Origin of the sequence: Arthrobacter humicola (genome assembly GCF_022803015.1) — a bacterium.
GTDB lineage: Bacteria > Actinomycetota > Actinomycetes > Actinomycetales > Micrococcaceae > Arthrobacter > Arthrobacter humicola_A.
Genome location: NZ_JAFKON010000006.1, coordinates 70,307 through 90,958 on the forward strand (window position 1 = coordinate 70,307; position 20,652 = coordinate 90,958).

A 20,652-nucleotide genomic window follows, 5' to 3' on the forward strand; every position below is an offset into this window, starting at 1 on the left:
GGGGCCGGCCGACGCAGTTAGACCCAGCGCAGTTAGACCCGGCGCAGGGCGCTTCGCAGCGTTACGGCCGCCAGCGTCAGTGCGGCGGCGGCGCACACCGTGACGAAACCGGCGACCGCGCTCTGCAGCCCGACGATCCCGGCTGCAAGCCCCAACCCGATCACCGGGAAGGCGCTGCCAAGGTACGTGATCACATAGACGGTGCTGATGATCTGGGCGTGCCGGGCGGCCTCCACCCTGCCGGCAACGTCGTTGAACACGGTCCGGAAGGCCACGCCCTGCCCCACGCCGGCAGTGATGCTGGCCAGAATCAGCAGCCACGGGCTGCTCCAGGCGGCGGCCGCGGCGATCAGCAGGACGGAGACGCCCAGGACGGCCAGGCCGGCGGACACGGCAAACCGTCCCCGGATGGCCAGCAGCTGGCTCAGGGCTGAGGACCCCAGCGTCAGCCCAGCCAGCAGGCCGATCAGCGGCCGCGAATCGGCGTGGACAATCTGGGCGAAATAGCCGGGGGCCAGCGAGAGGCAGAAGCCAAAAACGGTGAAGCTCAGAAAGCCCACGGACGACGCCAGCCAGAAGGCGCCGCGCGCGTCGCTGGAAACCGAAGGCCGCCGCGGTGCCAGGACCCGCAGGGTCTGGGGACCGGCGTGCAGGCTGATGGCGGGCCGCGCCTTGAGCAGGTACAGGGGCACCAGCACGGCGGCGAGGACGATGGAGTGCAGGTAGTACGGCGTCGATGTCGGGCCCGGCAGGAGGGACAGCATCCCGCCGATTGCGGGGCCGGCCGCCACCCCGCCGGCGGAGGCCAGGAGCGTGAACCGTGAGGCCCACTCCGGCCGGCTGGGCAGCAGCTCGCGCAGGGCAGCCGAGCTGGCCCCGGTGGCGAGCGCGACGGCGACGCCCTGCAGGGCGCGCCCGGCGGAGAGCGCCACGAGGTTGCCCGCGGTGGCGAAGACAAAGCCGCCGGCCAGGCCCACCAGCACTGCCAGCACGAGGGCGGCGCGGCGGCCGATGTGGTCGGACCAGTGGCCGGCGAGGACGAGGGTGGCCACGAGCGCCAGGACGTAGGCCGAGAACGCCACCGTGACATCGAGCGCCGTGATTCCGAGTTTTGCCTGCAACAGCGGGTACAGCGGCGTCGCAAGATTTGCGCCGACGAGCAGCGTGAAGATCACAACCCCGGCCATCACGAGCCGTGCGGTGGTGGAGGCGTCCCAGCCCCAGCGGTCAGCTGTGGCCGGGCGCATGCGGAGTTCGCTAAAGACTGTCATGGCCGTGCCCTTGCAAAGTGCAGGCCGGGCTTTCCCTGTTGTGGGGGAACCGCCCGGCCCGGTTGAAAGTTTGGTATGTACAGAATGCAATACCAGTGATCTGCATGGCCAAAATTTGTGTCAAAATTGAGCAAAACAGTCATTCTCTGGCTGTCCAAGTGAACCGGAGTGATGATTTGAACAGTCTGGACCCCACCGACCTGAAGATCCTGCTGGAGCTGATCCGGGATCCGCGGATCCAGATCGGCGAGCTCAGTGACGCCCTGGGCATCGCCCGGAACACTGCCCAGTCGCGCGTGCGGCGTATGCTGCGCTCCGGTGTGCTGCACGACGGCGGCCGTGAAATCGATCTGGAGGCGGTGGGGTACGACGTCGTCGCGTTCGTGACGATCGAGGTCAACCACCGGGAACTCGACGGCGTCGTGGGGGCTTTGCGGCTGATCGCCCAGGTCCTGGAAGTCCACGAGATCTCCGGTCGCGGCGACGTCTGGTGCCGGGTGGTGGCGACGGATACGCACAATCTCCAGGCGGCCCTCCGGTCGATCCTTCGGGTCAAGGGGGTCATCCGCACCGAGACCGTCCTGGCGCTGCACACCCATATCCCGTACCGGACCGAACCGCTGATCAGCCGGCTCGCCCAAGGCAGCGCGCTGGCTCCCGGCCGGTCCGCCTCGCGGCGGGCCGGGTCCGCCGAATTCCAGGTGGACAAAGGATAATGTCCCGGTGACTATCATCGACAACGCCGTCTACGTTGACGGCATCCGCAGCGCCGAGCCGCGGAACCTCGAGCAGACTTTCGAGACCCTGACCGAGCACGGGGGCATGGCCTGGATCGGCCTGTACCGGCCGACCACTGAGGAAATGGCGGCCGTGGCGGCCGAATTCAACCTGCACGGGCTGGCGGTGGAGGACGCGATCTCCGCCCATCAGCGCCCCAAACTGGAACGCTACGACGACAACCTGTTCACTGTGCTCCGGCCCGCCCGGTACCTGGACGAGACCGAAACCGTGGAGTTCGGCGAGCTCCACGTCTTCACGGGGCGCAACTTCGTGGTCACCGTCCGGCACGCCGAGACGAAAGTCGTGGGCCAGGTCCGGCGCCGGATGGAGGGCCGGCCCGATCTGCTGCGCCACGGGCCCGAGGCCGTCCTGTACGCACTCATGGACCAGGTGGTGGATGACTACGGTCCCGTGGTGGCCGGGCTGGAAAACGACATCGACGAGATCGAGGACCAGCTCTTCAGCGGCGACGCCCTGGTGTCCCGGAGGATCTACGAGCTCGCCCGGGAAGTCATCCATTTCCAGCGCGCCATCCATCCGCTCCCGGCTATGATGCAACAGCTCCGCCGGGGCTTCGAGAAGTACCGGGTGGACATTGAACTGCAGCACAGCCTGCGCGACGTCGAGGACCACGTGGAGCGGCTGATTTCCCGCGCCGATTCGTTCCGTGACCTGCTGCAGAATGCGCTCACCCTGGACGGAACCCTGACCGCCAACCGCCAGAACGAGGCCAGCGCGGAACAAAACGAACAGGTCAAGAAGATCTCGTCGTGGGCCGCGATCTTCTTCGCTCCGACATTTGTGGCCGGACTGTATGGCATGAACTTCGACAACATGCCGGAACTGCACTGGACGCTTGGCTACCCGATGGCAATCGCGCTCATGGCCGGCACGGCGGCGCTGATGTACGCCATCTTCAAGAAGAAGGGCTGGCTCTAGCCGGAGGCGCGGCGGTGCCGGACCTGGACCATGAGCCGTCGGAACGCCAGGACGAAGACGACCTCGATGAGCACCATCAGCCCGAGCAGCAGCCACTTCCCGCTGCCGATGAAAACGATGGCCCCGGTGAGGACCAGAATGCTCCCCAGCGCCAGGGAGTAGACGGCAAATCCGAGGGCTACCCTGGCGCTGCGGACGCCGGTGCGGAAGCCGAAGCCCTGCGGTTCCCCACCGGGGTACCCCGCAACCCGGTCCGGACCGGCGGGCTGGAGCTTGTCGAACTCCTCCCACGGGTCGCGGTCCTGCTGCTGATTGGTCATGTTTCCATTATCCCGCGGACCCGAAGCGCCGCACCTCTGAGACCGAACCGTTGGACACTTTCGCGCTGAAACATTTTCGTGCCGAAGCATTTTCGTGCCGTCACGACGACGGGGCCCGGACCAGTGGTCCGGGCCCCGTCATTGCATGCCTTTTGGGCTACTTGCTGTGGCCGTGCCCGCCCGAGTCGCCGCGCTTGCTGGTCTTGGCGGCGTGATCGCTTTCAAGACCGGCCGGCGCGGCACGGTGTTCGGCGGCCTTGGCCTGGCTGGCCGCGCGGTGCTCGGCGGCGTTGGCCTGGCCGGCCGCACGGTGTTCAGCGGCATTCTGGTGTGCCCATCCGCTGTTGCCGTTCGAAGCGTGGGACGCGTCGGCTTCCGGCGCGTCGGCCGAATTCTTCGCATCGTCTTCGGCGGGTGCCGGGGCCGGAGCAGCGGGGGCCGGGGCTGCGGGGGCCGGGGCCGCAGGCTCCTGCGCGTCCGCGACGTCTTCCGCGCCCTGGTCGTCCGCGTCAGACTCTGCGCCCTGATCGTCCGCCTCCTGGTCATCCGACTCAGCCGGATCGGCCGGTTCAGACGATTCAGACGATTCGTGATCGGCGGCTTCCTCGTCGGCGGCTTCCTGGTCGCCCACTACCGGAGTCTCCGAACCGGCCGGCTCGGCCGGGTCAGAGGTTTCGGTGCCGGTCGCCGTCATGGTTGACGTCGGGTCAGCCGGGAGATTGGTGGTCGCGGTGGCCGCCGCTGCGCCGGCGCCGCCAGTGACGACGACGGAGGCCACTACTACTGCCTTGCCTGTGGTGCCCAGAGCACTGAGCCAGCCGATGATTCCTGCCACGGGAGATTTTTTTCAAAGCGGATATGAGACCGCTGCCGTCCCCCCGGTCGGCAGCCTGCGCCACAGTACCGCTCGAAAACGACGAATTGTCGGCCCTTTAGCCGCTCATGCCACATCCTGAGCCAATGCTGAGCAAACACTGAGGCTCGGGGCAATCACCACGCCCTTAGGCCGCGCGTACGTCGACCTCGCCGGGTTCTGCGCCGTCGGTGCCGAAGACCAGCTGACGGGTGGCGATCTTCTCGGTGAAGAAGCGGTCGTGGCTGACCACGACGACCGCGCCGGGGAAGTGGAGCAGTGCCCGCTCCATCACCTGGGTGCTGGACATGTCCAGGTGGTTGGTGGGCTCGTCCAAGAGCAGCACCGAGGCCCCGGACAGCAGGCACTGGGCCATGGCGACGCGGGCTTTCTGTCCGCCGGAGAGGTTCCCGATCTTCTGTTTGAGGTCGGCCTCGGAGAACTGGAACATGGCGAGGAACCTGTTGACGGACTTCTTCGTGGCGCTGAAGGCCAGGCTGTCCGGCAGCGCGTTGACCGCGTGCGAAACGGTGTCGGCGTCGTCGAGCTCTTCCAGCATTTTGTTGTAGGAAACAAAACCCGGCCCCTTCGCCCAGACCACTTCACCGGAATCCGCCGGTTCCTCCCCGGTCAGCACTTTCAGCAGCGTGGACTTGCCGCTGCCGTTGGAGCCCAGGACCACAATCCTGTTGCCGCGGCGGATCTCAAAGCTCAGGTCTTCGAACAAGACCTTGTCGCCATAGGACTTGCCCAGTCCTTCGACCCGGCAGAGGACATCCTTCACGTGCAGGCCGCCGTAGATCTCGGTGACGATCTGGTCCACGGGACGTGGTGTCCGCGCTTTCTTGATCTTGGCCAGCTGGTTCCCCAACCCGCGGCTGGCGGCCTTGGCGGCCTCCCGGCGGTCGGCAATGCCCTCCGCTTCAAAAGCCAGGAGCTCGGACTCATGGACGAACTGCGCCTCGAGCGTCTTGAGCCGGAACTGCTTCTGGACCACGTACTCGGCGAAGTTTCCGGGGTACTCGTGCAGGTGGAAGTTTTCCACCTCGAGGATCCGGGTGACCACCGCATCGAGGAACTTCCTGTCGTGCGAGACGATGATCGCGGCGCCGCGGTAGTCGCGGAACCAGTTTTCGAGCCATTCGACACCGGCCACGTCGAGGTAGTTGGTGGGTTCATCCAGCAGCAGGACGTCCGGGCCCTCCAACAGGATCTTGGCCAGGGCGGCGCGGTTGCGCCACCCGCCGGAGAGTTCGTCAATCGCGCACGTGCGGTGGGCGTCGCTGAACCCCAGCGTGGTCAGGACTGTGTCGATGCGCCGCTGGTAATCCCATCCGTCGAGGCGGTCCATGGCCTCGAACAGCTCGGCCTGGCGCCGGATCAGCCGGTCCAGCTCCGCCTCGGCGGGGTCAGCCGCAATGGCGGCGTCGATGGCTGCCAGCTCGGCCTCGGCAGCCTTGATTTCGACAAACAGTCCGTCAAGGACCGCAAGGATGGTTGCCTCGCCGTCGAGCTCGGAAAACTGGGAGAAGTACCCCACCCTGGTTCCCTGATCCACGGTGACCGTTCCCGTATCCGGGGAGACCTGGTCCAGGACGAGCTTGAGGATGGAGGTCTTCCCGGAGCCGTTCTTGCCGATCAGGCCCACCCGGTCCCCGGGCTCCAGACGGAAGTACGCCTCGCGGAGGATCTGTGTGTTGTCGAAGCGGACGCTGACGTCGTGCAGCCGGACCAGGCTCACTGCTGCGCGAGACGGTTGCGGACGATTTCGCTGACGGTCTTGCCGTCAAAACGCCCGGCCACCGTGGCGGTGACGGGCTTCATCACTGCCCCCAACTGACGCATGGACAGCCCGACGCCGTCGGCCTTGAGCGCCGCGATGGCCTCGTCCACGATCGTCTCGACTTCCGCCGCGGTCAGTGGCTTGGGCAGGTAGGCCTCGATCACCTCGGCCTCGGCGATCTCGGCCGCGGCGCGCTCGGCTTCGCCGGCCTCGGTGTAGATGCGGGCCGTGTCGCGGCGTTTGGCGGCTTCCTTTTGCAGGAGTGCGGTCACCTGTGCGTCGTCCAGCACGATTGGCGTCTTGCCCGATTTCTCCCGGGTTTCGATCTCGCCCAGGACGTTGCGCACAGTGGTCAGGGCAACCTTGTTGCGGTCCTTCATGTGGCTCACGACGTCGGCGTGCAGGCGTTCTTTCAGGGTGGTCATAGTTCTCCTCGTGTTGTTAACAAGGCTAGCGGCAGAACCCGTTGGCCCCGATCGCCGAGATGATCCGCTGGGCGTCGTCGTCCGGGAGGGCGGGGACGTCCCCGCTGAACTCAGTCTTTGCGGCAGCGATGAGTTGGTCCGCGGTCGATTGCCCCAGCAGTCGGCCGCACAGGCGGCGGGCCTTGTCGATTGCCTGGTCGTCTGGCAGGCGGGGGTTGATCTTGGCCAGCGCGGCCAGCAGGGCTTCCTGCTGGGCAGGGTCAGGCTTGGGCAGCGACGCCGGCAGGCCCGCCGCAGGGGTCCCGGCGGACGGTTCGGGGCTCGGGGAGGCGGAACAGGCCGCGGTCAGCAGAACAGACAGCAGGGCCAGGGCGATCGGGGTGGTGTTCTTCATCGGTGGTGGCCTTGTCTGCGCTGGATGTCTATCTTGGATGCCTGCGCTGGATTCGGCTGCTTTGCCGCTGGATTGCACGATGGTCTTGCCGCGCGGATTGCTGCGCCGGCGCGGCCACGGCGCCGTTCACGCAGGTTCACACCATCTCATGAAATCACCGGCGTTCCGTACAGTGACCGGTCGGGAGCGCCGAACCACGCCGCGCCCGCCACGCCGCCTGCCACTGTCCGGGCCGCGGCTTAGGCTGGTCGCATGCCGTCAACACCAGCTCCGTCTCCGGTTCCGGTTGAAGTCCTCCTCCACACCGGGCCGGCCGAGTGGTGGCAGATCGTTGCCGCGCTTGCCCCTGTTGCTGTACTTGTAGCGGCAGCCGTGGGAGCGTTCATGGCCTGGCGGACTCTGCGCCAGAAGGCCGTCGCCGACGACCGGGCCGAGTGGTGGAAACGGACCCAATGGGCGCTGGACCGTGCCCTGGACGAGGACGGGGACAGCAAAGCCCTGGGGCTGGCAGCGCTGGATGTGCTCGCCCGCAGCGAGTTGGCCCGCAACGAGGAGCTTGAGCTTCTGGACATCGCGTGGGAGTCCGTGAGCGGGGCCAGGGAAAGCACAGGCAACGGGCAGCACATCACTGCGCAGGTTACCGGCCCGGCGGCCCTCTCGCATCACCGGGTTCGGGTCGCCGCCGCCAGGCTGCGGGTCAGACTGGACGACCGGCTCGGCCGCACAACCCCTCCCGGCACCGCGGCCCTGGCCAAGGAAGCGCTCTAGCCGCGCCTGGCGCTGCCCTCGAGTGGCAGCACCAGCATGACGGCCGCGCAGACGCACCCGGCGCCGCAGAGGGGGCAGAGGTAGCCGGCTGCCTGCTGGTCGTCCGCCCAGAAGGCGGGGATCGTGGCCACCTGCGCAAAACCGGCCCGCTCCAGCATCCCCAGGGAAGAGTGCTGGGGATCGGCCGAGACCCAGGACGCGGACACGGCATCGTGGCAGCCGCGGGCCTTCAGGAAGTCCAGGCTGGCGGCGAGCATGATCGAGCCGATGCCCGTCCCCCTGGCTGCGGGCGCGACGACGATGGACTTCAACTCCCCAACCCGGCGGCCGTCCAGGCCGGCGTCGACCCCGGTGATGCGCAGGCGGTCCTGCAGTACGGCGTGGGACGCACGGTCCAGGACGTGGGCGGTCGCCGCGCCCAGGAGCCCGCCGTCCCGGCCGCGGGCACGGATAAGGACTCCCCCGCCATCGGCTGTGAGTTGCGCCAGAGCTGATGGCTGAGTGAAACCGGAGCCGAGGGATTCGTTGAGGAGCGCTGCCGCTTCGCTGGCCACGGCGGGTCCCGGTGCGCCGACGTGCAGGATGACGTTCGGCGCCGCCCGGGTGCCCATCGTTGCGGCTCCCATGTTTGCTCCTCATCGGCGGCCATCAGTCGGCGGGCATTAGTACGCACCATCGCAAGTACGCACCATCGCATCGCCCGGAACCGGGCAGGGACGCCGAGGGCGGCCAGCAATGTCATTTCACGCACTCATTCGCGCACTCAACGGTACAAAAACCCTTGAAATCTGTGGAGCTAAGGAGATTCGAACTCCTGACCTCTTCGATGCGAACGAAGCGCTCTACCAACTGAGCTATAGCCCCGAAGCAACGCCGGTCCTGACGGAACGGCGTTGCCGGTGTCCCTAGGCTACAAACTATCTGCGCTGTTTTCCAGCCAGCCCCGGAAAGTCTCGGTGCCGTGTCGCGCCTCCGGCACCAGGTTCAACCCCTCGCGCAGGTAGCGGCCCATCGCGCCGGGCAGTGGGAAGCGCACGAGTTGACCCTTTGCGCGGGTGGCCCGCTGCCACTCCCGGGCAAAGTCGACCATGTCTTTGGATTCCGGGCCGCCGAGGTTCAGTACCCTGTGCCGCGGGCCCGCGGCTGGAACGGGCGCCGGTTCAACGGCGGTCTCCAGCAGCACCGCGGCTGCGTCGTCCGGCGATACCGGCTGAAACCTGGCACCTCTGACCACGGGGATGATCCGCAGCTTCGAGCCGGCGCCGAACATCATCGCGAGCAATGAGTGGAACTGGGTGGCCCGGACCACCACGGTCTCGAGTCCGGACAGCTCGTAGGCGTGTTCTTTGGCAGCCTTCGACCGGTAGAAGGAGGAGTTGCTGCGATCGCAGTTCACGATGGACAGCATGACGGCCCTGGCCGTTCCCGCGTCCTGTGCAGCGGCCAGAAGCCGCGCACCGCCGTCGGCGAAGTTCTTGCGCGCCTTCCCGGCGCGTCCTTCCAGGCAATCGATCACGACGTCGGCGCCGGCCAGGGCCGCCGATATCCCCTCTCCCGTCGTGACGTCCGCGCGGAAGTATTCCGCGCCCCGGATGTTGCCGGCGGCGCCGGCCCCTGGCGGGTTGCGGCTGAGGACGGCCACGGCGTGCCCGGCGTCGACGGCCAAGCGCACCACTTCTTGGCCCACTTGCCCGGTTCCACCGGCAACGCAGATCCTTGTCATGACCCGAGGCTACCGCAGCGAAGCCCGCCCGCGACGCTGCGGGGAAGTTAAAAACCCCGGGCCGCCATCGCTGGCTGCCCGGGGTAATCTCCGGAAGGACGGGTCGGATCAGGCGCGGCGCCGCTGGAGGACGTCATCCAGGTTGCTCAAGGCGCTCTGCGTCTTGCTGAGCTGCTTCGACTCAGAATCGTCGGCAATTTGCGGATCGGACGCTGCCGGTCGCGCCGAGGCCTGTTTGAGAGACGGTTTCCCTACGGCCTTCGGCGCCTCGGGAAGGTCGAGGGGCATTGGGGCTGCACGTTCGGCCTTCGGGGCTTCGACGTAGGTGGGCTTGGGAACCTCGACGGGCTCCCAGCTGGTGCCCTCCGGTACTGCACCCGCGTCGGCTGCCATGGCCGCCGAGGCATCCCCAGAGGCGACGGCTTCAGCGAGGGCGGCCTGGCGGAGTTCCAGTGCGGTCAGCGGCTTCGGCGCGGGCTCGGGCGTGTCGCGGCCCGCTTCGGCGTCGAAGAGCGGGCTTTCCGGCCGGGCAGCGGGACGTCCGTCGGGAAGGGAAGGGGTCTGTTCGGGCGCCGACGGCCGTGCAGGGGTGCGTTCCGGGCTGCCCATGGCTGCACGGAATGCAGCGTTCATCTTCCGCCGGCGATCGCGGACGGCAAGACGGCGAAGCAGCGCCACTGCGGCGAAGGCGCCCAGTAGGGCGGTCACCGGCAGCCAGCCTGAACCGATGCCGAAAAGTCGAAGGGCTCCGGACACCACTGCCGTGAGAAGAGCCAGGAGCCCGGCTACCGCCAGCACCAACCGCCCCCATCGAATCCGGAACGCCGGGGAGCCCGCCGCAGCAATCGGGCTCACCCGAGGGGTTGCCGCTTTGCCCGCCCCAGGCCCAGGTGTGCCGCCGGCCGGGTCTGCGCGCTGTGTGCTGATCATGGGTTTCTCCTGCTGCGCCGCCATTTTCATAACCTTCCCCGCATGTGGATCTGCTGGTTCCATGTCAATGACATCCGCCAGGAATTCGCCTGCAGGCTGCAGCTGGTGGCGTCCGTTCCGGAGAACGTAAGGCGCCACCCACACGATCCAGAGCGCAACAGCAATGACAAGGATCACAGAGCTGCTAAGAGGGAAGTCCACACTCAAAACCGTATGAGGTATATGGGGTGCTGCCCCGCATTGTCAGGGGTGTGTCGCGCGCGCACCGGCGACTGGCCGGCGTCGGGGCGTCGTGGCTGGTCAGGCGGCTCTCACGGGCCTCAGGACCGGCGGGTTCTCAGCCACCGCGCGAGGAGGCCTTCAGGCACTTCCTCAGCCGTGAGCGCGAAGGTCCGGTGGTCTGCCCATTCACCGTTGATGTGCAGGAACCGGGGCCGGAATCCCTCGTCACGAAACCCAAGTTTCTCCACCACGCGCAGGCTCGGGGCGTTCTCCGGCCTGATGTTGATCTCCATGCGGTGCAGTCCAAGGGTGCCGAAGCAATAGTCGGTCGCCATGGCCACGGCGGTCGGGGCGATCCCCCGGCCGGCCCTTTCCTTGTCGACCCAATAGCCAAGCGTCGCCATCATGGCCGATCCCCAGACGATCGAGGACACCGTCAGCTGCCCCACGATCACCGGCGCCTGATGGCCTGGTGTCCACTCCGTGATTACGAACGGCAGGGCCGTGGCCTGCGCGGCCTGGGCCTTGAGCGAGCGCACCATCTGCCGGTAGTCCGGCAGGCCGCCGCCGGGGACCGGGTTCGATGCCTCCCAGGGGGCCAGCCACTCGCAGTTGCGGGACCTGAGCGCTGTCCACTCCTTGCGGTCCCGGTACCGGATCGGGCGCAACACGATGTCGCCGCTCTCCAAGGTCACCGGCCAGGTGAAGCTGCCCCCCACGGGAGTTATTTGGCGAGGCTGGGGGCCAGGCTGGACGCGAAGCCGGGCAGCCATTCGCGCAGGCCCGGGCCGAGGTCCTCACTGTCGCAGGCGAGCTGGACACAGGCCTTGAGGTAGCTGAGCTTGTCGCCGGTGTCGTAGCGGCGGCCGCGGAAGATGACGCCGTACACGCCGTAGCCCTCGCCGGTGCCGGCCGAGAGTTCCTGCAGGGCGTCCGTGAGCTGGATTTCCCCGCCGCGGCCGGGCGCGGTGCGCTCCAGCACTTCAAAGACGGCCGGGTGCAACACGTAGCGGCCAATCACGGCCAGGTTGGACGGGGCGTCCGCCACATCGGGCTTCTCCACGAGCTGGTTGATGCGGACGTAGTCCTCACCGCCGATTGCCTCGACGTCCGCGCAGCCGTAGGCACTGATCTGGGACGGGTCCACCTCGATCAGAGCGACCACCGATCCGCCGGTCTTGGCCTGGACCTCGATCATGGTGCTGAGGAGCTCATCGCGGGCGTCAATGAGGTCATCTCCCAGGAGGACGGCGAACGGCTCCTGCCCGACGTGCTGCTTGGCCCGAAGGACGGCGTGGCCGAGACCCATGGGATCGCCCTGGCGGACGTAGTGGATGTCACCGAGGTTGCTGGCGGCCTGAATGGATTCGAGCTTCGCAGTGTCACCCTTCGCCTCCAGGGTGGACTCCAGCGCGGGGACGCGGTCGAAGTGGTCCTCCAACGCCCGCTTGTTGCGGCCAGTGATCATCAGGATGTCGTTCAAGCCGACATTCACGGCCTCCTCGACGACGTACTGGATGGCTGGCTTGTCAACGACAGGCAGCATTTCCTTGGGCATGGCCTTTGTGGCCGGGAGAAACCTGGTACCAAGGCCCGCGGCGGGGATAACGGCCTTGCGGACGGAAGCGATGGGTGTATTCACACGACTAATCTAACGGAGGGACCAATCATTGCGTAATCATTATGCGAACCGCCTGCCGGGCCCGCCGGTGCAGCGCGGCCGCAAGAGGCAGAGGACGGGCCAAGATGGCGTCAAAAGAGGAAATTCGCTCCAGCCACAGGGCGGCGCGTTCCGCACTCCCGCTGGCCGCACAGGACACCGCCGCGGCGGGCATCGCCAGCCATGGGCTCGAGTGGGCCTCCGGGCTTGCCCGCCGCCAGGGCACCTTCGCGGCGTACCTCGGGGTGGGCGCCGAACCGCCCACGCTGCCACTGCTGACTGCCCTGGTCGAGGCCGGGCACCGGGTGCTGCTGCCCGTTTGCGAACCCGACATCGAGCTCAGCTGGGTGTACTGGACTCCCCAGTCCGGGTTTGTCCGCAGCCGGTACGCGCCCATCCAGGAGCCTGTCGGAGAGCGCCACGGCACCGAAATCATGCGGGACGCCACCGCAATCATCCTGCCGGCCACAGCAGTGGATTTCTCGGGCAACCGAATCGGGCAAGGCGGCGGCTACTACGACAAGTTCCTTGCCGCCCTGGCTGCCATGTCCTCCGCGTCCGGCGGGGCGGACGCCGGGGCGGCCGACGCTGCAGCCGACGCTGTCGCGTTGCCGACTGCCGCCGTCGTCTATGACACGGAGGTGCTGCCCGCAGGCAGCATCCCCGCGGAGTCGTTCGACCGGAAAGTCGACACGGCGCTGACCCCGGGCGGGATCATCCGGCTCGGCCGATCCCGGCCCGCCTGATCCGAGTTCCCGCCGAGGTGATAGAATTGGCACTCAGGCCCTGCGACTGCTAAGGACGGAACAGGTCGATAGACATATCGGCGGTGATCCGGACTCGGCGGCACGGGACCTGCTCGTTTGCCCCTGAGGAGGATTTCCAGTGCCCACGTATGCATACGCCTGCAAGGACTGCAGCCACGCCTTCGAGATCGTGCAGTCGTTCAGCGACAACTCCTTGACGTCCTGCCCCGAGTGCCAGGGCACGCTGCGCAAGAAGTTCAACAGCGTCGGCGTAGTGTTCAAGGGCTCCGGCTTCTACCGGACCGATTCGCGCGACACCAAGGGCAGCACGGTTTCCCCGGCTCGTGCAGCTCCCGCGGCCACCCCCGCGCCCGCCGCCGCGGCCAGCTAAGGCACCTGCCGGGTTGGCGCCGGCCGCCGGCTGGGCCACGGCCGGCTGATCCTGGGCATTGCCCGGCGCTGGCCCCTGCCCGCTGTGCCGTTGTCCACATAGGACGTTCCGCAGCTCCCGCCCCTCTGCGCGGATCCGTAGCGTGGCGGCATGGAACTTTTCCTCACCGCGGTTTCCCCGCCTTCGTTCAACACGGCTGCCCCGGCGGCTCCTGGGCCTTCCGCGCCTTCGTTCAGGCCGTTCCGCGCCGCATTGCCTGAAGCTGGCCCCGGCCGCTGGTCCCGTACCGGGATCCACCCAACGAGCCTTCCTGCCGCCACGTTTTCCGCCGCAGGCCTTCCGTTCCGGAGCCGGATCGGTCCCGCGAAACCCCGCCGGCATCCGCCCCGGGGCCGTCCGTCGTGGCGCCGCCTGCGCGGCTGGCTGAACCGGAACCGGCGGCTTATCGCGGCCCTCCTGTTCTGCATCCCCGCCGGACTGACAGTTCAGCAACTGGCTCCAGCGCCCACTGACACTGTCGCAGCCTTCGCCGCCGCGGCCGATCTACCCGCTGGAAAGTCCCTGGGACCCGGCGATCTCAGCAGGATCAGCGTGCCACCCGGCCTTATTCCTGCGGGCAGCCCCGGCAGCGAGACCGCCTTCGAGGGAAAACAGCTGGCCGCACCGTTGCGCCAGGGCCAGCTCCTCACCGACGCCCAGATCCTGGGACCGGGCCTGCTCGCCGGAAGCCCACGCGGCTCTGCGGCCGTGCCGCTGAGGATGGCAGATCCGGCCTCCATCCAACTCGTCTCCCCCGGGCAGCTCGTCAACGTGGTGCTCACTGCCAGCAACGGCATGGAACAACCCGGCGAAAGCCAAATCCTGGCCGAAGCCGTGCCGGTGCTCTGGACGTCGGCGCAGGGCGGCAAGGCCAGCCCCTGGCCCGCCACTGCGGAGACTGACGGGCTGGTGGTGGTGGCAGCGACCGCCGAGCAGGCCCGAAGGCTGGCGGGCGCGTCTACCCAGGGCAAATTGTTTTTCGTGCTTGTGGCATCACCGCCGGGCTAACTGTCCAGCCAGCAGGGCGTTCCCGCCGGGCCAGGGCCCGGGCAATTTGCACCGACGCGGGTTACGCCCGCAGGCTCTGGGCTGCGGGCAGCCACGTCAGCCCCAGTGCGGCGGCTTCTGTTCCTGGAGCCAGGCGTCGTGATCGTAATTATCAGGCTGGTCACCCCAACGCCGGGGGTCGTCTTCCGCCGCCTTGTTCGGCAACGCACCCTCCGGAACCGTGGCCTGTGCCTCCGAACGGCGGGACGTCTCCTTCGCGGCCTCCTGGTCCGGCCCGTCGCCGGTCGGTTCCCCGGTCGATTCGCCGGTCCTCGGCCCAGCGGTGTTGGCCGCGGCCCCCGCCGCGGCGCCCGCCGCGCCGGCTTCGCGGGCGCCGGTGGCGTGGGTGTCGCCGGTGGCGCCGGTGTTGCCAGTGTCGTTCGTGTTGCCGGTGTTGCTGGTGATGCCGTCCGCACTCATGCCGCCGGCCTCCTTACTGCCTGTATTGCCTGTCATTGCTGATGGTGGTGCCTGCCGGCGGAATTCTTGGCCAGCAGTTTCGTGGCCGCGGAACACCTGTCCCGAGGGTTCGGCCGCCACGTGGTACTCGGCGGCCCGCGCCTCGTCGATCGCCAAATGCTCGATGCCGTCGTCGAAGAACCCGTGCGATGTCCGCAGCCTGCTGGACACGACGGGCTTCTCCAACCCGAGGTAGCCGCCAATCCGGTCGGCGCAGGCCGAGGGGTCGGTGAAGACCTCTATGGTCCATAGGGGCATGTACCGCCAGCCAAGCCGCTCCAGGAGCTGCGGCCGGAGCCTGCTCCGTTCCCGGACGCTCATCCGCCGGTAGTGGCTGGTGCCATCCGACTCGATCGCCACCGGACGGGGAATCTCCGCATCGTCCTGGCCGATCGTGGTCATCGGATCGGCGGCCGCCACCATGTTCAGGACGCCGTCGTACTGGTGCCACACGCGTGCCCCGCGGGCCCGGAGCCGGTCACCCAGGTCCGCCACGAGCGGATCGGCGCCGAGCGCCTGCTCGCTGGCCGCGGCCCGGGAGGCGGGGCTGCCAAGGTCCGTGTTGCCCGCGATCTCACGGTCCAGGAGTTCGTAGAAGTCCACGGCGCCGTGGCTGAGGCGACTGACGTCAAGGTCTTCGGGCCGGAAGCAGCTGAGCACGTGAAGGGACCGGCGGGCACGCGTCATCGCCAGGGCGAATTTTGCTCGGCCGCCTTCGGCGGAAAGCGGCCCGAGGCTGTGGAGGGTGCGCCCATGCGGGGTGCGGCCATAGCCCGGGGAAAAAATGACGTGGTCGCGGACCAGGCCCTGGGCCCGTTCCAGATCCACCACGCGGAAGGACTCGTCCCCCGCACTGAAGAAGCTGCCCAGCATGGGGTAGTTGGGCAGTTGCGCCCTGATGGCCTCGCCGATCCGGGCGGCATGGCGAAGGCTGCCGGTTACCACGGCCAGCGATGTCCGGGGGCGGAGCCGGGCGTGTTCGAAGACGAGCTCCACCGCACGGTTGACCTCGGCAACAACCGATTCGACGCCGTCATGGTCAGCGCTGGGCAGCCCCGTGCCGTCGGGGAGGTACTCCACGCTGAGGGTACGGTCCAGCCCTGTGGCGGATTGGCCCTCCGGGAGGCGGGTGAGTTCCCCGCCGTAAAAACCCTTGCTGAGCTGGCGCACCAGGTCTTCATCGACCGCACGGTACACGGTCCTCAGGTTCCAGACCGGAAGCACGGCAGAGAGTGCCCGGAACGAGCTCTCAACGCTTTGGTAGGAGCTCTCCCCCGCGGCGAGCCGTTCGACGCCCACGGTAAAGGTCCGGGGGCTGGCGGTCTGTTCGTCGCCGAAGGCGATGACCTGCCGGGACCGGGCGATCGCCGGGAGGACGGCCTGCAACGAGGTCGTCTCGGCGTCGAGGATCACGACGGCATCGAAGGTCTGCTCGATCGGCAGCAGGCCCGTCATGAGGTAGGGGCTGACGGACCACACCGGCACCAGTGTGGGCAGCAGCTCCTGCGCCTGGCCGCTCAGGGCTGCCAGGGTCACCCGGCCGTCCTTCAGCAGGCTGCGCAACAGCTCGGCCTGGCGGGGGTACGCCGAGATGGCAGCGCGCCAGCGCTCGGACAGGTTCCAGCGCAGCCGGGCAGCGCCGCTGGCGATATGGGCGTTGTCCGCGAGACGGTACTCCGCCTCAAGCTGGCGCAGGGCGTCGCCGTCGGACATGGCGAGGTAGTCATCGCCGCTGATCATGGCCTCCAGGGCCGACTGCCACCAGGCCAGCTCCAGTTCGGCGGTCACCGAATCCTCCGGGACCTCGCGCTCGGCAAGGTCGGCGAGAAGCTCGCCCAGGCCGTGCTCTCGCATGCTTTCGACGAGCAGCGTTCGCTCCGGAAGGGTTTCAAGGGTCGCGGTGTCGGCGACGAGCCGCCGCACCCGGGGCAGGAGTTCGTCGTAGGGTGCGCGGTCCAGGTCGCCGCCGGCGGCGGTGTGCTTGACAGCCAGGCCCAGTTCAGCCAGTTCCGCGGCGAGCTCCCGGTAAAGGCCGGTGATTTCAGCCAGCCCGGATGGCACGGCCGGGTGCCGCTGCGTGGTCGCGTAGCCGGACCATGCGGCGCGCTGTTCCTGCACGAGGACCAGGGAGCTGTGCAGGTCCGCGATGTGCACGCCGGGCCGGACGTACTCCTTGGCCACGCGGCGCAGGCGTGAGCGCTGCATGGACGGCATTTCGATCCCGCGTTCCCTGCGCCAGGCAGAGGACGCAGTGGCCGAGATCAGGTCGTGGACGGGCCGGTCAAAGATGTCGGGAGTGAACTTGTCCAGGCTTTCGCGGACGGCCACGAGAAGTTCGATCTGCTCGCCCCATTCGGCGAAGGTCCGGCCCAGCCGGATCTCTGCGTGTTCCGCCACGGCAGCCATGCGCCCGCGCAGCAACGGCAGCTTTTCCGAAACGGACTGCGCCACGCCCTGCGCTTCCTGCGTCTCCTTGCGGGTCAGCAGGCGCGCGCCGTGCCAGGGGCTGGTGGTCGACGCGCGGCTGAAGCTGCCGAGCTCGGCGGCGCGGCGGAGCCGGCCCGCGAGCTCCTCGCGGTCCCGGATGTTGTCCAGCACGCTGCGTTTGAGCCGGACGGTCGTCGCCGGTGCCGGCTGGATGGAGGTCAGCTCTGCAAGGGACTGCATGGCCTCATACGGCGAGCAACCCCAGCGCGCCCGTACGTTGTGCAGGGAGGCCACGTGGTCCATGAGGGCGTGACGGTGCCCGGTCAGTGTGGCGTGCAGGTTGCTCAGTTGCGGCTGCAGCGACTTCTCGTTGCGGACGATCGCCCGGACCAGCTGGCCCTTCAGCTGCAGCGGGCTGGCGCTGCCTGTCAGCTGCAAGAGGACCGAATCCAGGCCGAGGCCATCCAGCTGCCCGGAGATCTCGGCGAGGCTGGCCCGCCTGTCACCAACCACCAGGACGGACTTGCCCTCGTCAACCAGGGCGCCGATGGTGTTGATGACGGTCTGGGTCTGGCCCGTGCCCGGCGGGCTGCTGACCACCAGCGAGTCGCCCGCCCGGACGGCGTCGACCACATACTGCTGGTCCGTGTCGGCGTCGAGCAGCAGAAGCTCGTCGGCGGGGTCACGGTCGTCCGTGCTGGGGAAGCGGCCGGGTTCCAGCGCAGGCACGTCGACCAGCTCGCCGGAACCGGACCGAGCCAGCGCGGTGACCAGGGGGTTGTTCTGGTTGATCCACGGATCATCGAGGTTGCCGGAGAGGTCGGCGAAGGTGGAGACGAGCAGGTTGTGTTCGACCTCCGCGCCGTGAATCGGCTGGACGAGGGTGCCCAGGCGGTCCAGAACGGGCTGCGGGTCGTAACGGGCCGTGCTGTACGCCATCCGCGTCACCGCGTTGACGTCGAAAACGATCCCGTGGACGGTCTTGAGGTGCCGGACCAGCGCCGGGTTGATCTGCGCCTGTTCGGTGAGCTGCAGCTCGTAGTCGTCCTCGCCGGGGCGCACCGTGAGGGAGATGGCGGTGAGCATGACCGGGGCCGAGATCCGTTGCGGTTTGCCGCCGACGGCGGAGGTCCAGACGACCGTGCCGGCGGAGAAATACCCCGCGTCGATGCCGCGGTCATTGGCGAGTTCGAAAATCTTGGAGCGCAGGTTGCGCGATGCCCTGGCCGCGACAACAAATTGCTGGCGGTCGCGGATCAGGGTCGAGAGCCGGGTACGCCGCCCTGCCATCAGCTGGGCGAGCCCGGAGGGATGGGCATGAGTCAGGTCAATTGAGCCTTCGGGCGTCTTGGTGAAGCGCAGCATGGTATCTGCACCGGTGACGGGCTTGAGCCCCGAAAGCCATTTCCTGAACTCCTCGGAGCCCTCGGGGTGGCCCTGACCAACTGACACTGCTGCCTTCTTTTCTGTGCTCGACTTCTCTGTGCCGGACCGCGGCGGGCTCGACTCTGGCGGGTTCGTCGTATCAACGCTCGTCTGTGTTGCGTCCGCGCTTTCCCTGGCCGCATCTTGTGTGCTCGCGGTTGCCAGGCTCGCGCGGGACGCCTTGGACCATACCGGCATGCTTTCGAGGGTAGCCCGAATCCCCCGCAGGTGCGGGGCCGCAACACTGGGCGGTTCGAAATTCAGGCTGAATTGTCAGAAACATTGTCAGGAACAAAATGAAATGGCCGGCCTCGAAAGGCCGGCCACTCAGATTGCTATTCCCACTCGATGGTTCCCGGCGGCTTGCTGGTCACATCCAGCACCACGCGGTTGACGCCGTCCACCTCGTTGGTGATCCGGTTGGAAATCCGGGCCAGGAGATCGTAGGGCAGCCGCGACCAGTCGGCGGTCATGGCGTCCTCGGAGGACACGGGGCGCAGGACAATCGGGTGTCCGTAAGTGCGCCCGTCGCCCTGGACGCCCACGCTGCGGACGTCCGCCAGCAGCACCACGGGCATCTGCCACACTTCGTCATCCAGTCCGGCCGCGGTCAGCTCGGCGCGGGCGATCGCGTCGGCCTTGCGGAGCAGGTCCAGGCGTTCCTTGGTGACATCGCCGACGATCCGAATGCCAAGGCCCGGGCCGGGGAAGGGCTGGCGTCCGACGATTTCCTGCGGCAGGCCGAGCTGGGCACCGACCGCGCGGACCTCGTCCTTGAACAGGGCGCGCAGCGGTTCAACCAGTTCAAACTGCAGGTCCTCGGGGAGCCCGCCCACGTTGTGGTGGCTCTTGATGTTGGCCGCACCTTCGCCGCCGCCGGATTCAACGACGTCGGGGTACAGGGTGCCTTGGACGAGGAACTTGATCTTTTCCCCGTGTGCCGCTGCCTCGGCGATGATCGCCAGTTCGGCTTCCTCGAAGGCGCGGATGAATTCGCGGCCGATGATCTTGCGTTTAGTCTCGGGATCGCTGACGCCGGCAAGGGCGCTCAGGAAGCGCTCCTGCTCGTTGGCGACGTAGAGCTTGACGCCGGTGGCGGCGACGAAGTCGCGTTCGACCTGTTCGGCTTCGCCCTCGCGCAACAGCCCGTGGTCCACGAAGACGCAGGTCAGCTGGTCGCCGACGGCGCGCTGTACCAGGGCTGCGGCCACAGCCGAGTCGACGCCGCCGGAGAGGCCGCAGATGACCCGGGCGTCGCCGATCTGGTCACGGATCCGCTGGACCTGTTCTTCGAGAATGTTGCCGGTGGTCCAGTTCGGTTCCAGCCCGGCGCCCTTGAAGAGGAAGTTTTCCAGGACCTGCTGGCCGTAGGCCGAGTGCTTGACTTCTGGGTGCCACTGGACGCCGTAGAGGCGCTTGTCCTCATTGGCGAACGCCGCGACGTCGGCACCCGCCGTCGTCGCCAGGACCTCAAAGCCCTCGGGGGCTTCGTGGACGGAGTCGCCGTGGCTCATCCAGGTGCTCTGGTGCTGGGGCATGCCGGCCAGGATGGAGCGGCCCTCGCCGAGGGTGGTGGTCTCGGTGGCGCCGTATTCGCGCAGGCCCGTCTGGGCTACCTTGCCGCCGAGGGCGTTGGCCATGGCCTGGAAGCCGTAGCAGATGCCGAAGACCGGGACGCCGGCCTCGAAGAGATCGGCACCGACGCTGGGGGCGCCGTCGGCGTAGACGCTCGAGGGCCCTCCCGAGAGGATGATCGCGGCGGGGTTCTTGGCCAGCAGCTGCTCGGTGCTGTACGTATGCGGAACCACTTCCGAATACACATTCGCTTCCCGGACGCGGCGGGCAATCAGCTGCGCGTACTGGGCACCGTAGTCAACAACCAGAACCGGCCTGTGGGACGTCTGGGATGCAGTGGGAGTAGTCACCCCACTAGCCTACTTTGCGCTGCTGCCCGCCCGCACATTGAGAAGCCGGTGCGGGCCCGAATCGCGGGCCGAGGTAAGCGAACTCACATGCCCGACGGCGGCCGCCGGCGTCGTGTCACTGACCC

At 67.8% G+C, this 20,652-nt stretch carries 19 protein-coding genes and 1 tRNA gene; 6 read left to right on the forward strand and 14 right to left on the reverse strand.

The features are described 5' to 3' along the window. Positions 1-32: 32 nt before the first annotated feature. Positions 33-1,271 (reverse strand): MFS transporter, encoded by a 1,239-nt coding sequence (locus ARTB_RS13110; RefSeq protein WP_079550251.1) that lies wholly within the window; start codon positions 1,269-1,271, stop codon positions 33-35. A 176-nt stretch (positions 1,272-1,447) separates the two neighbouring features. Between ARTB_RS13110 and ARTB_RS13115 the strand changes: the two genes are divergently transcribed. Together ARTB_RS13115 and corA are read left to right on the forward strand one after the other, a co-directional pair. Continuing rightward, positions 1,448-1,987 (forward strand): Lrp/AsnC family transcriptional regulator, encoded by a 540-nt coding sequence (locus tag ARTB_RS13115; RefSeq protein ID WP_243180996.1) that lies wholly within the window; start codon positions 1,448-1,450, stop codon positions 1,985-1,987. 7 nt (positions 1,988-1,994) lie between these two features. Further along, complete coding sequence (gene corA / locus ARTB_RS13120) at positions 1,995-2,990, forward strand: magnesium/cobalt transporter CorA (protein WP_243180998.1); 996 nt, start codon at positions 1,995-1,997, stop codon at positions 2,988-2,990. Here corA and ARTB_RS13125 read toward each other — a convergent pair. The 5 genes from ARTB_RS13125 to ARTB_RS13145 form a co-directional block, all read right to left on the reverse strand. Beyond that, positions 2,987-3,310, reverse strand: coding sequence for a hypothetical protein (locus ARTB_RS13125; protein ID WP_028275726.1), 324 nt, complete (start codon positions 3,308-3,310; stop codon positions 2,987-2,989). The two genes, corA and ARTB_RS13125, sit on opposite strands and share 4 nt — an antisense overlap. A 157-nt stretch (positions 3,311-3,467) precedes the next feature. Further along, positions 3,468-4,145: a hypothetical protein gene (locus ARTB_RS13130; RefSeq protein WP_243181000.1), complete on the reverse strand. Its 678-nt coding sequence runs from the start codon at positions 4,143-4,145 to the stop codon at positions 3,468-3,470. Between the two features lie 166 nt (positions 4,146-4,311). Next, a complete protein-coding gene (locus ARTB_RS13135; protein WP_243181001.1) occupies positions 4,312-5,904 on the reverse strand; it encodes an ABC-F family ATP-binding cassette domain-containing protein in 1,593 nt (530 codons plus the stop codon). Next, on the reverse strand, positions 5,901-6,371 hold the full coding sequence (locus tag ARTB_RS13140) for a GatB/YqeY domain-containing protein (RefSeq protein ID WP_243181003.1): 471 nt from the start codon (positions 6,369-6,371) through the stop codon (positions 5,901-5,903). The genes ARTB_RS13135 and ARTB_RS13140 overlap by 4 nt, the downstream gene beginning before the upstream one ends. Before the next feature lie 25 nt (positions 6,372-6,396). Then, positions 6,397-6,765, reverse strand: a complete 369-nt coding sequence (locus tag ARTB_RS13145) for a hypothetical protein (RefSeq protein ID WP_243181006.1) — start codon at positions 6,763-6,765, stop codon at positions 6,397-6,399. A gap of 252 nt (positions 6,766-7,017) precedes the next feature. Between ARTB_RS13145 and ARTB_RS13150 the strand changes: the two genes are divergently transcribed. After that, positions 7,018-7,533 (forward strand): hypothetical protein, encoded by a 516-nt coding sequence (locus ARTB_RS13150; RefSeq protein ID WP_243181008.1) that lies wholly within the window; start codon positions 7,018-7,020, stop codon positions 7,531-7,533. Here ARTB_RS13150 and ARTB_RS13155 read toward each other — a convergent pair. The 6 genes from ARTB_RS13155 to galU form a co-directional block, all read right to left on the reverse strand. Then, positions 7,530-8,159 carry a GNAT family N-acetyltransferase gene (locus tag ARTB_RS13155; RefSeq protein WP_243181011.1) on the reverse strand — a complete coding sequence of 210 codons (630 nt, stop codon included), beginning with the start codon at positions 8,157-8,159 and terminating at the stop codon, positions 7,530-7,532. The genes ARTB_RS13150 and ARTB_RS13155 overlap by 4 nt on opposite strands. 165 nt (positions 8,160-8,324) lie before the next feature. Further along, positions 8,325-8,397, reverse strand: a tRNA-Ala gene (locus ARTB_RS13160). A 46-nt stretch (positions 8,398-8,443) separates the two neighbouring features. Continuing rightward, positions 8,444-9,256 (reverse strand): SDR family oxidoreductase, encoded by an 813-nt coding sequence (locus ARTB_RS13165; protein ID WP_243181014.1) that lies wholly within the window; start codon positions 9,254-9,256, stop codon positions 8,444-8,446. Between the two features lie 108 nt (positions 9,257-9,364). Beyond that, entirely contained in the window at positions 9,365-10,363 is a 999-nt protein-coding gene (locus ARTB_RS13170) for a hypothetical protein (protein WP_243181150.1), read from the reverse strand. A 143-nt stretch (positions 10,364-10,506) separates the two neighbouring features. After that, positions 10,507-11,127 (reverse strand): GNAT family N-acetyltransferase, encoded by a 621-nt coding sequence (locus ARTB_RS13175; RefSeq protein WP_243181017.1) that lies wholly within the window; start codon positions 11,125-11,127, stop codon positions 10,507-10,509. 5 nt (positions 11,128-11,132) lie between these two features. Next, on the reverse strand, positions 11,133-12,050 hold the full coding sequence (gene galU, locus ARTB_RS13180) for a UTP--glucose-1-phosphate uridylyltransferase GalU (RefSeq protein ID WP_028275735.1): 918 nt from the start codon (positions 12,048-12,050) through the stop codon (positions 11,133-11,135). 104 nt (positions 12,051-12,154) lie between these two features. On the opposite strand from galU, the gene ARTB_RS13185 reads away from it, so the two are divergent. The 3 genes from ARTB_RS13185 (at position 12,155) to ARTB_RS13195 (ending at position 14,252) form a co-directional block, all read left to right on the forward strand. Continuing rightward, positions 12,155-12,814, forward strand: coding sequence for a 5-formyltetrahydrofolate cyclo-ligase (locus ARTB_RS13185; protein ID WP_243181019.1), 660 nt, complete (start codon positions 12,155-12,157; stop codon positions 12,812-12,814). A gap of 139 nt (positions 12,815-12,953) precedes the next feature. Beyond that, positions 12,954-13,205: an FmdB family zinc ribbon protein gene (locus ARTB_RS13190; protein WP_243181021.1), complete on the forward strand. Its 252-nt coding sequence runs from the start codon at positions 12,954-12,956 to the stop codon at positions 13,203-13,205. Between the two features lie 150 nt (positions 13,206-13,355). Then, on the forward strand, positions 13,356-14,252 hold the full coding sequence (locus ARTB_RS13195; protein ID WP_243181023.1) for an RcpC/CpaB family pilus assembly protein: 897 nt from the start codon (positions 13,356-13,358) through the stop codon (positions 14,250-14,252). Positions 14,253-14,348: 96 nt separating this feature from the next. Here ARTB_RS13195 and ARTB_RS13200 read toward each other — a convergent pair whose 3' ends face one another. Next, positions 14,349-18,629, reverse strand: a complete 4,281-nt coding sequence (locus ARTB_RS13200) for an AAA family ATPase (protein WP_243181024.1) — start codon at positions 18,627-18,629, stop codon at positions 14,349-14,351. A gap of 308 nt (positions 18,630-18,937) precedes the next feature. Beyond that, the gene (guaA, locus tag ARTB_RS13205; protein WP_028275737.1) at positions 18,938-20,527 is read right to left on the reverse strand and encodes a glutamine-hydrolyzing GMP synthase; all 1,590 of its coding nucleotides are present in this window, start codon (positions 20,525-20,527) and stop codon (positions 18,938-18,940) included. Positions 20,528-20,652: the final 125 nt, after the last annotated feature.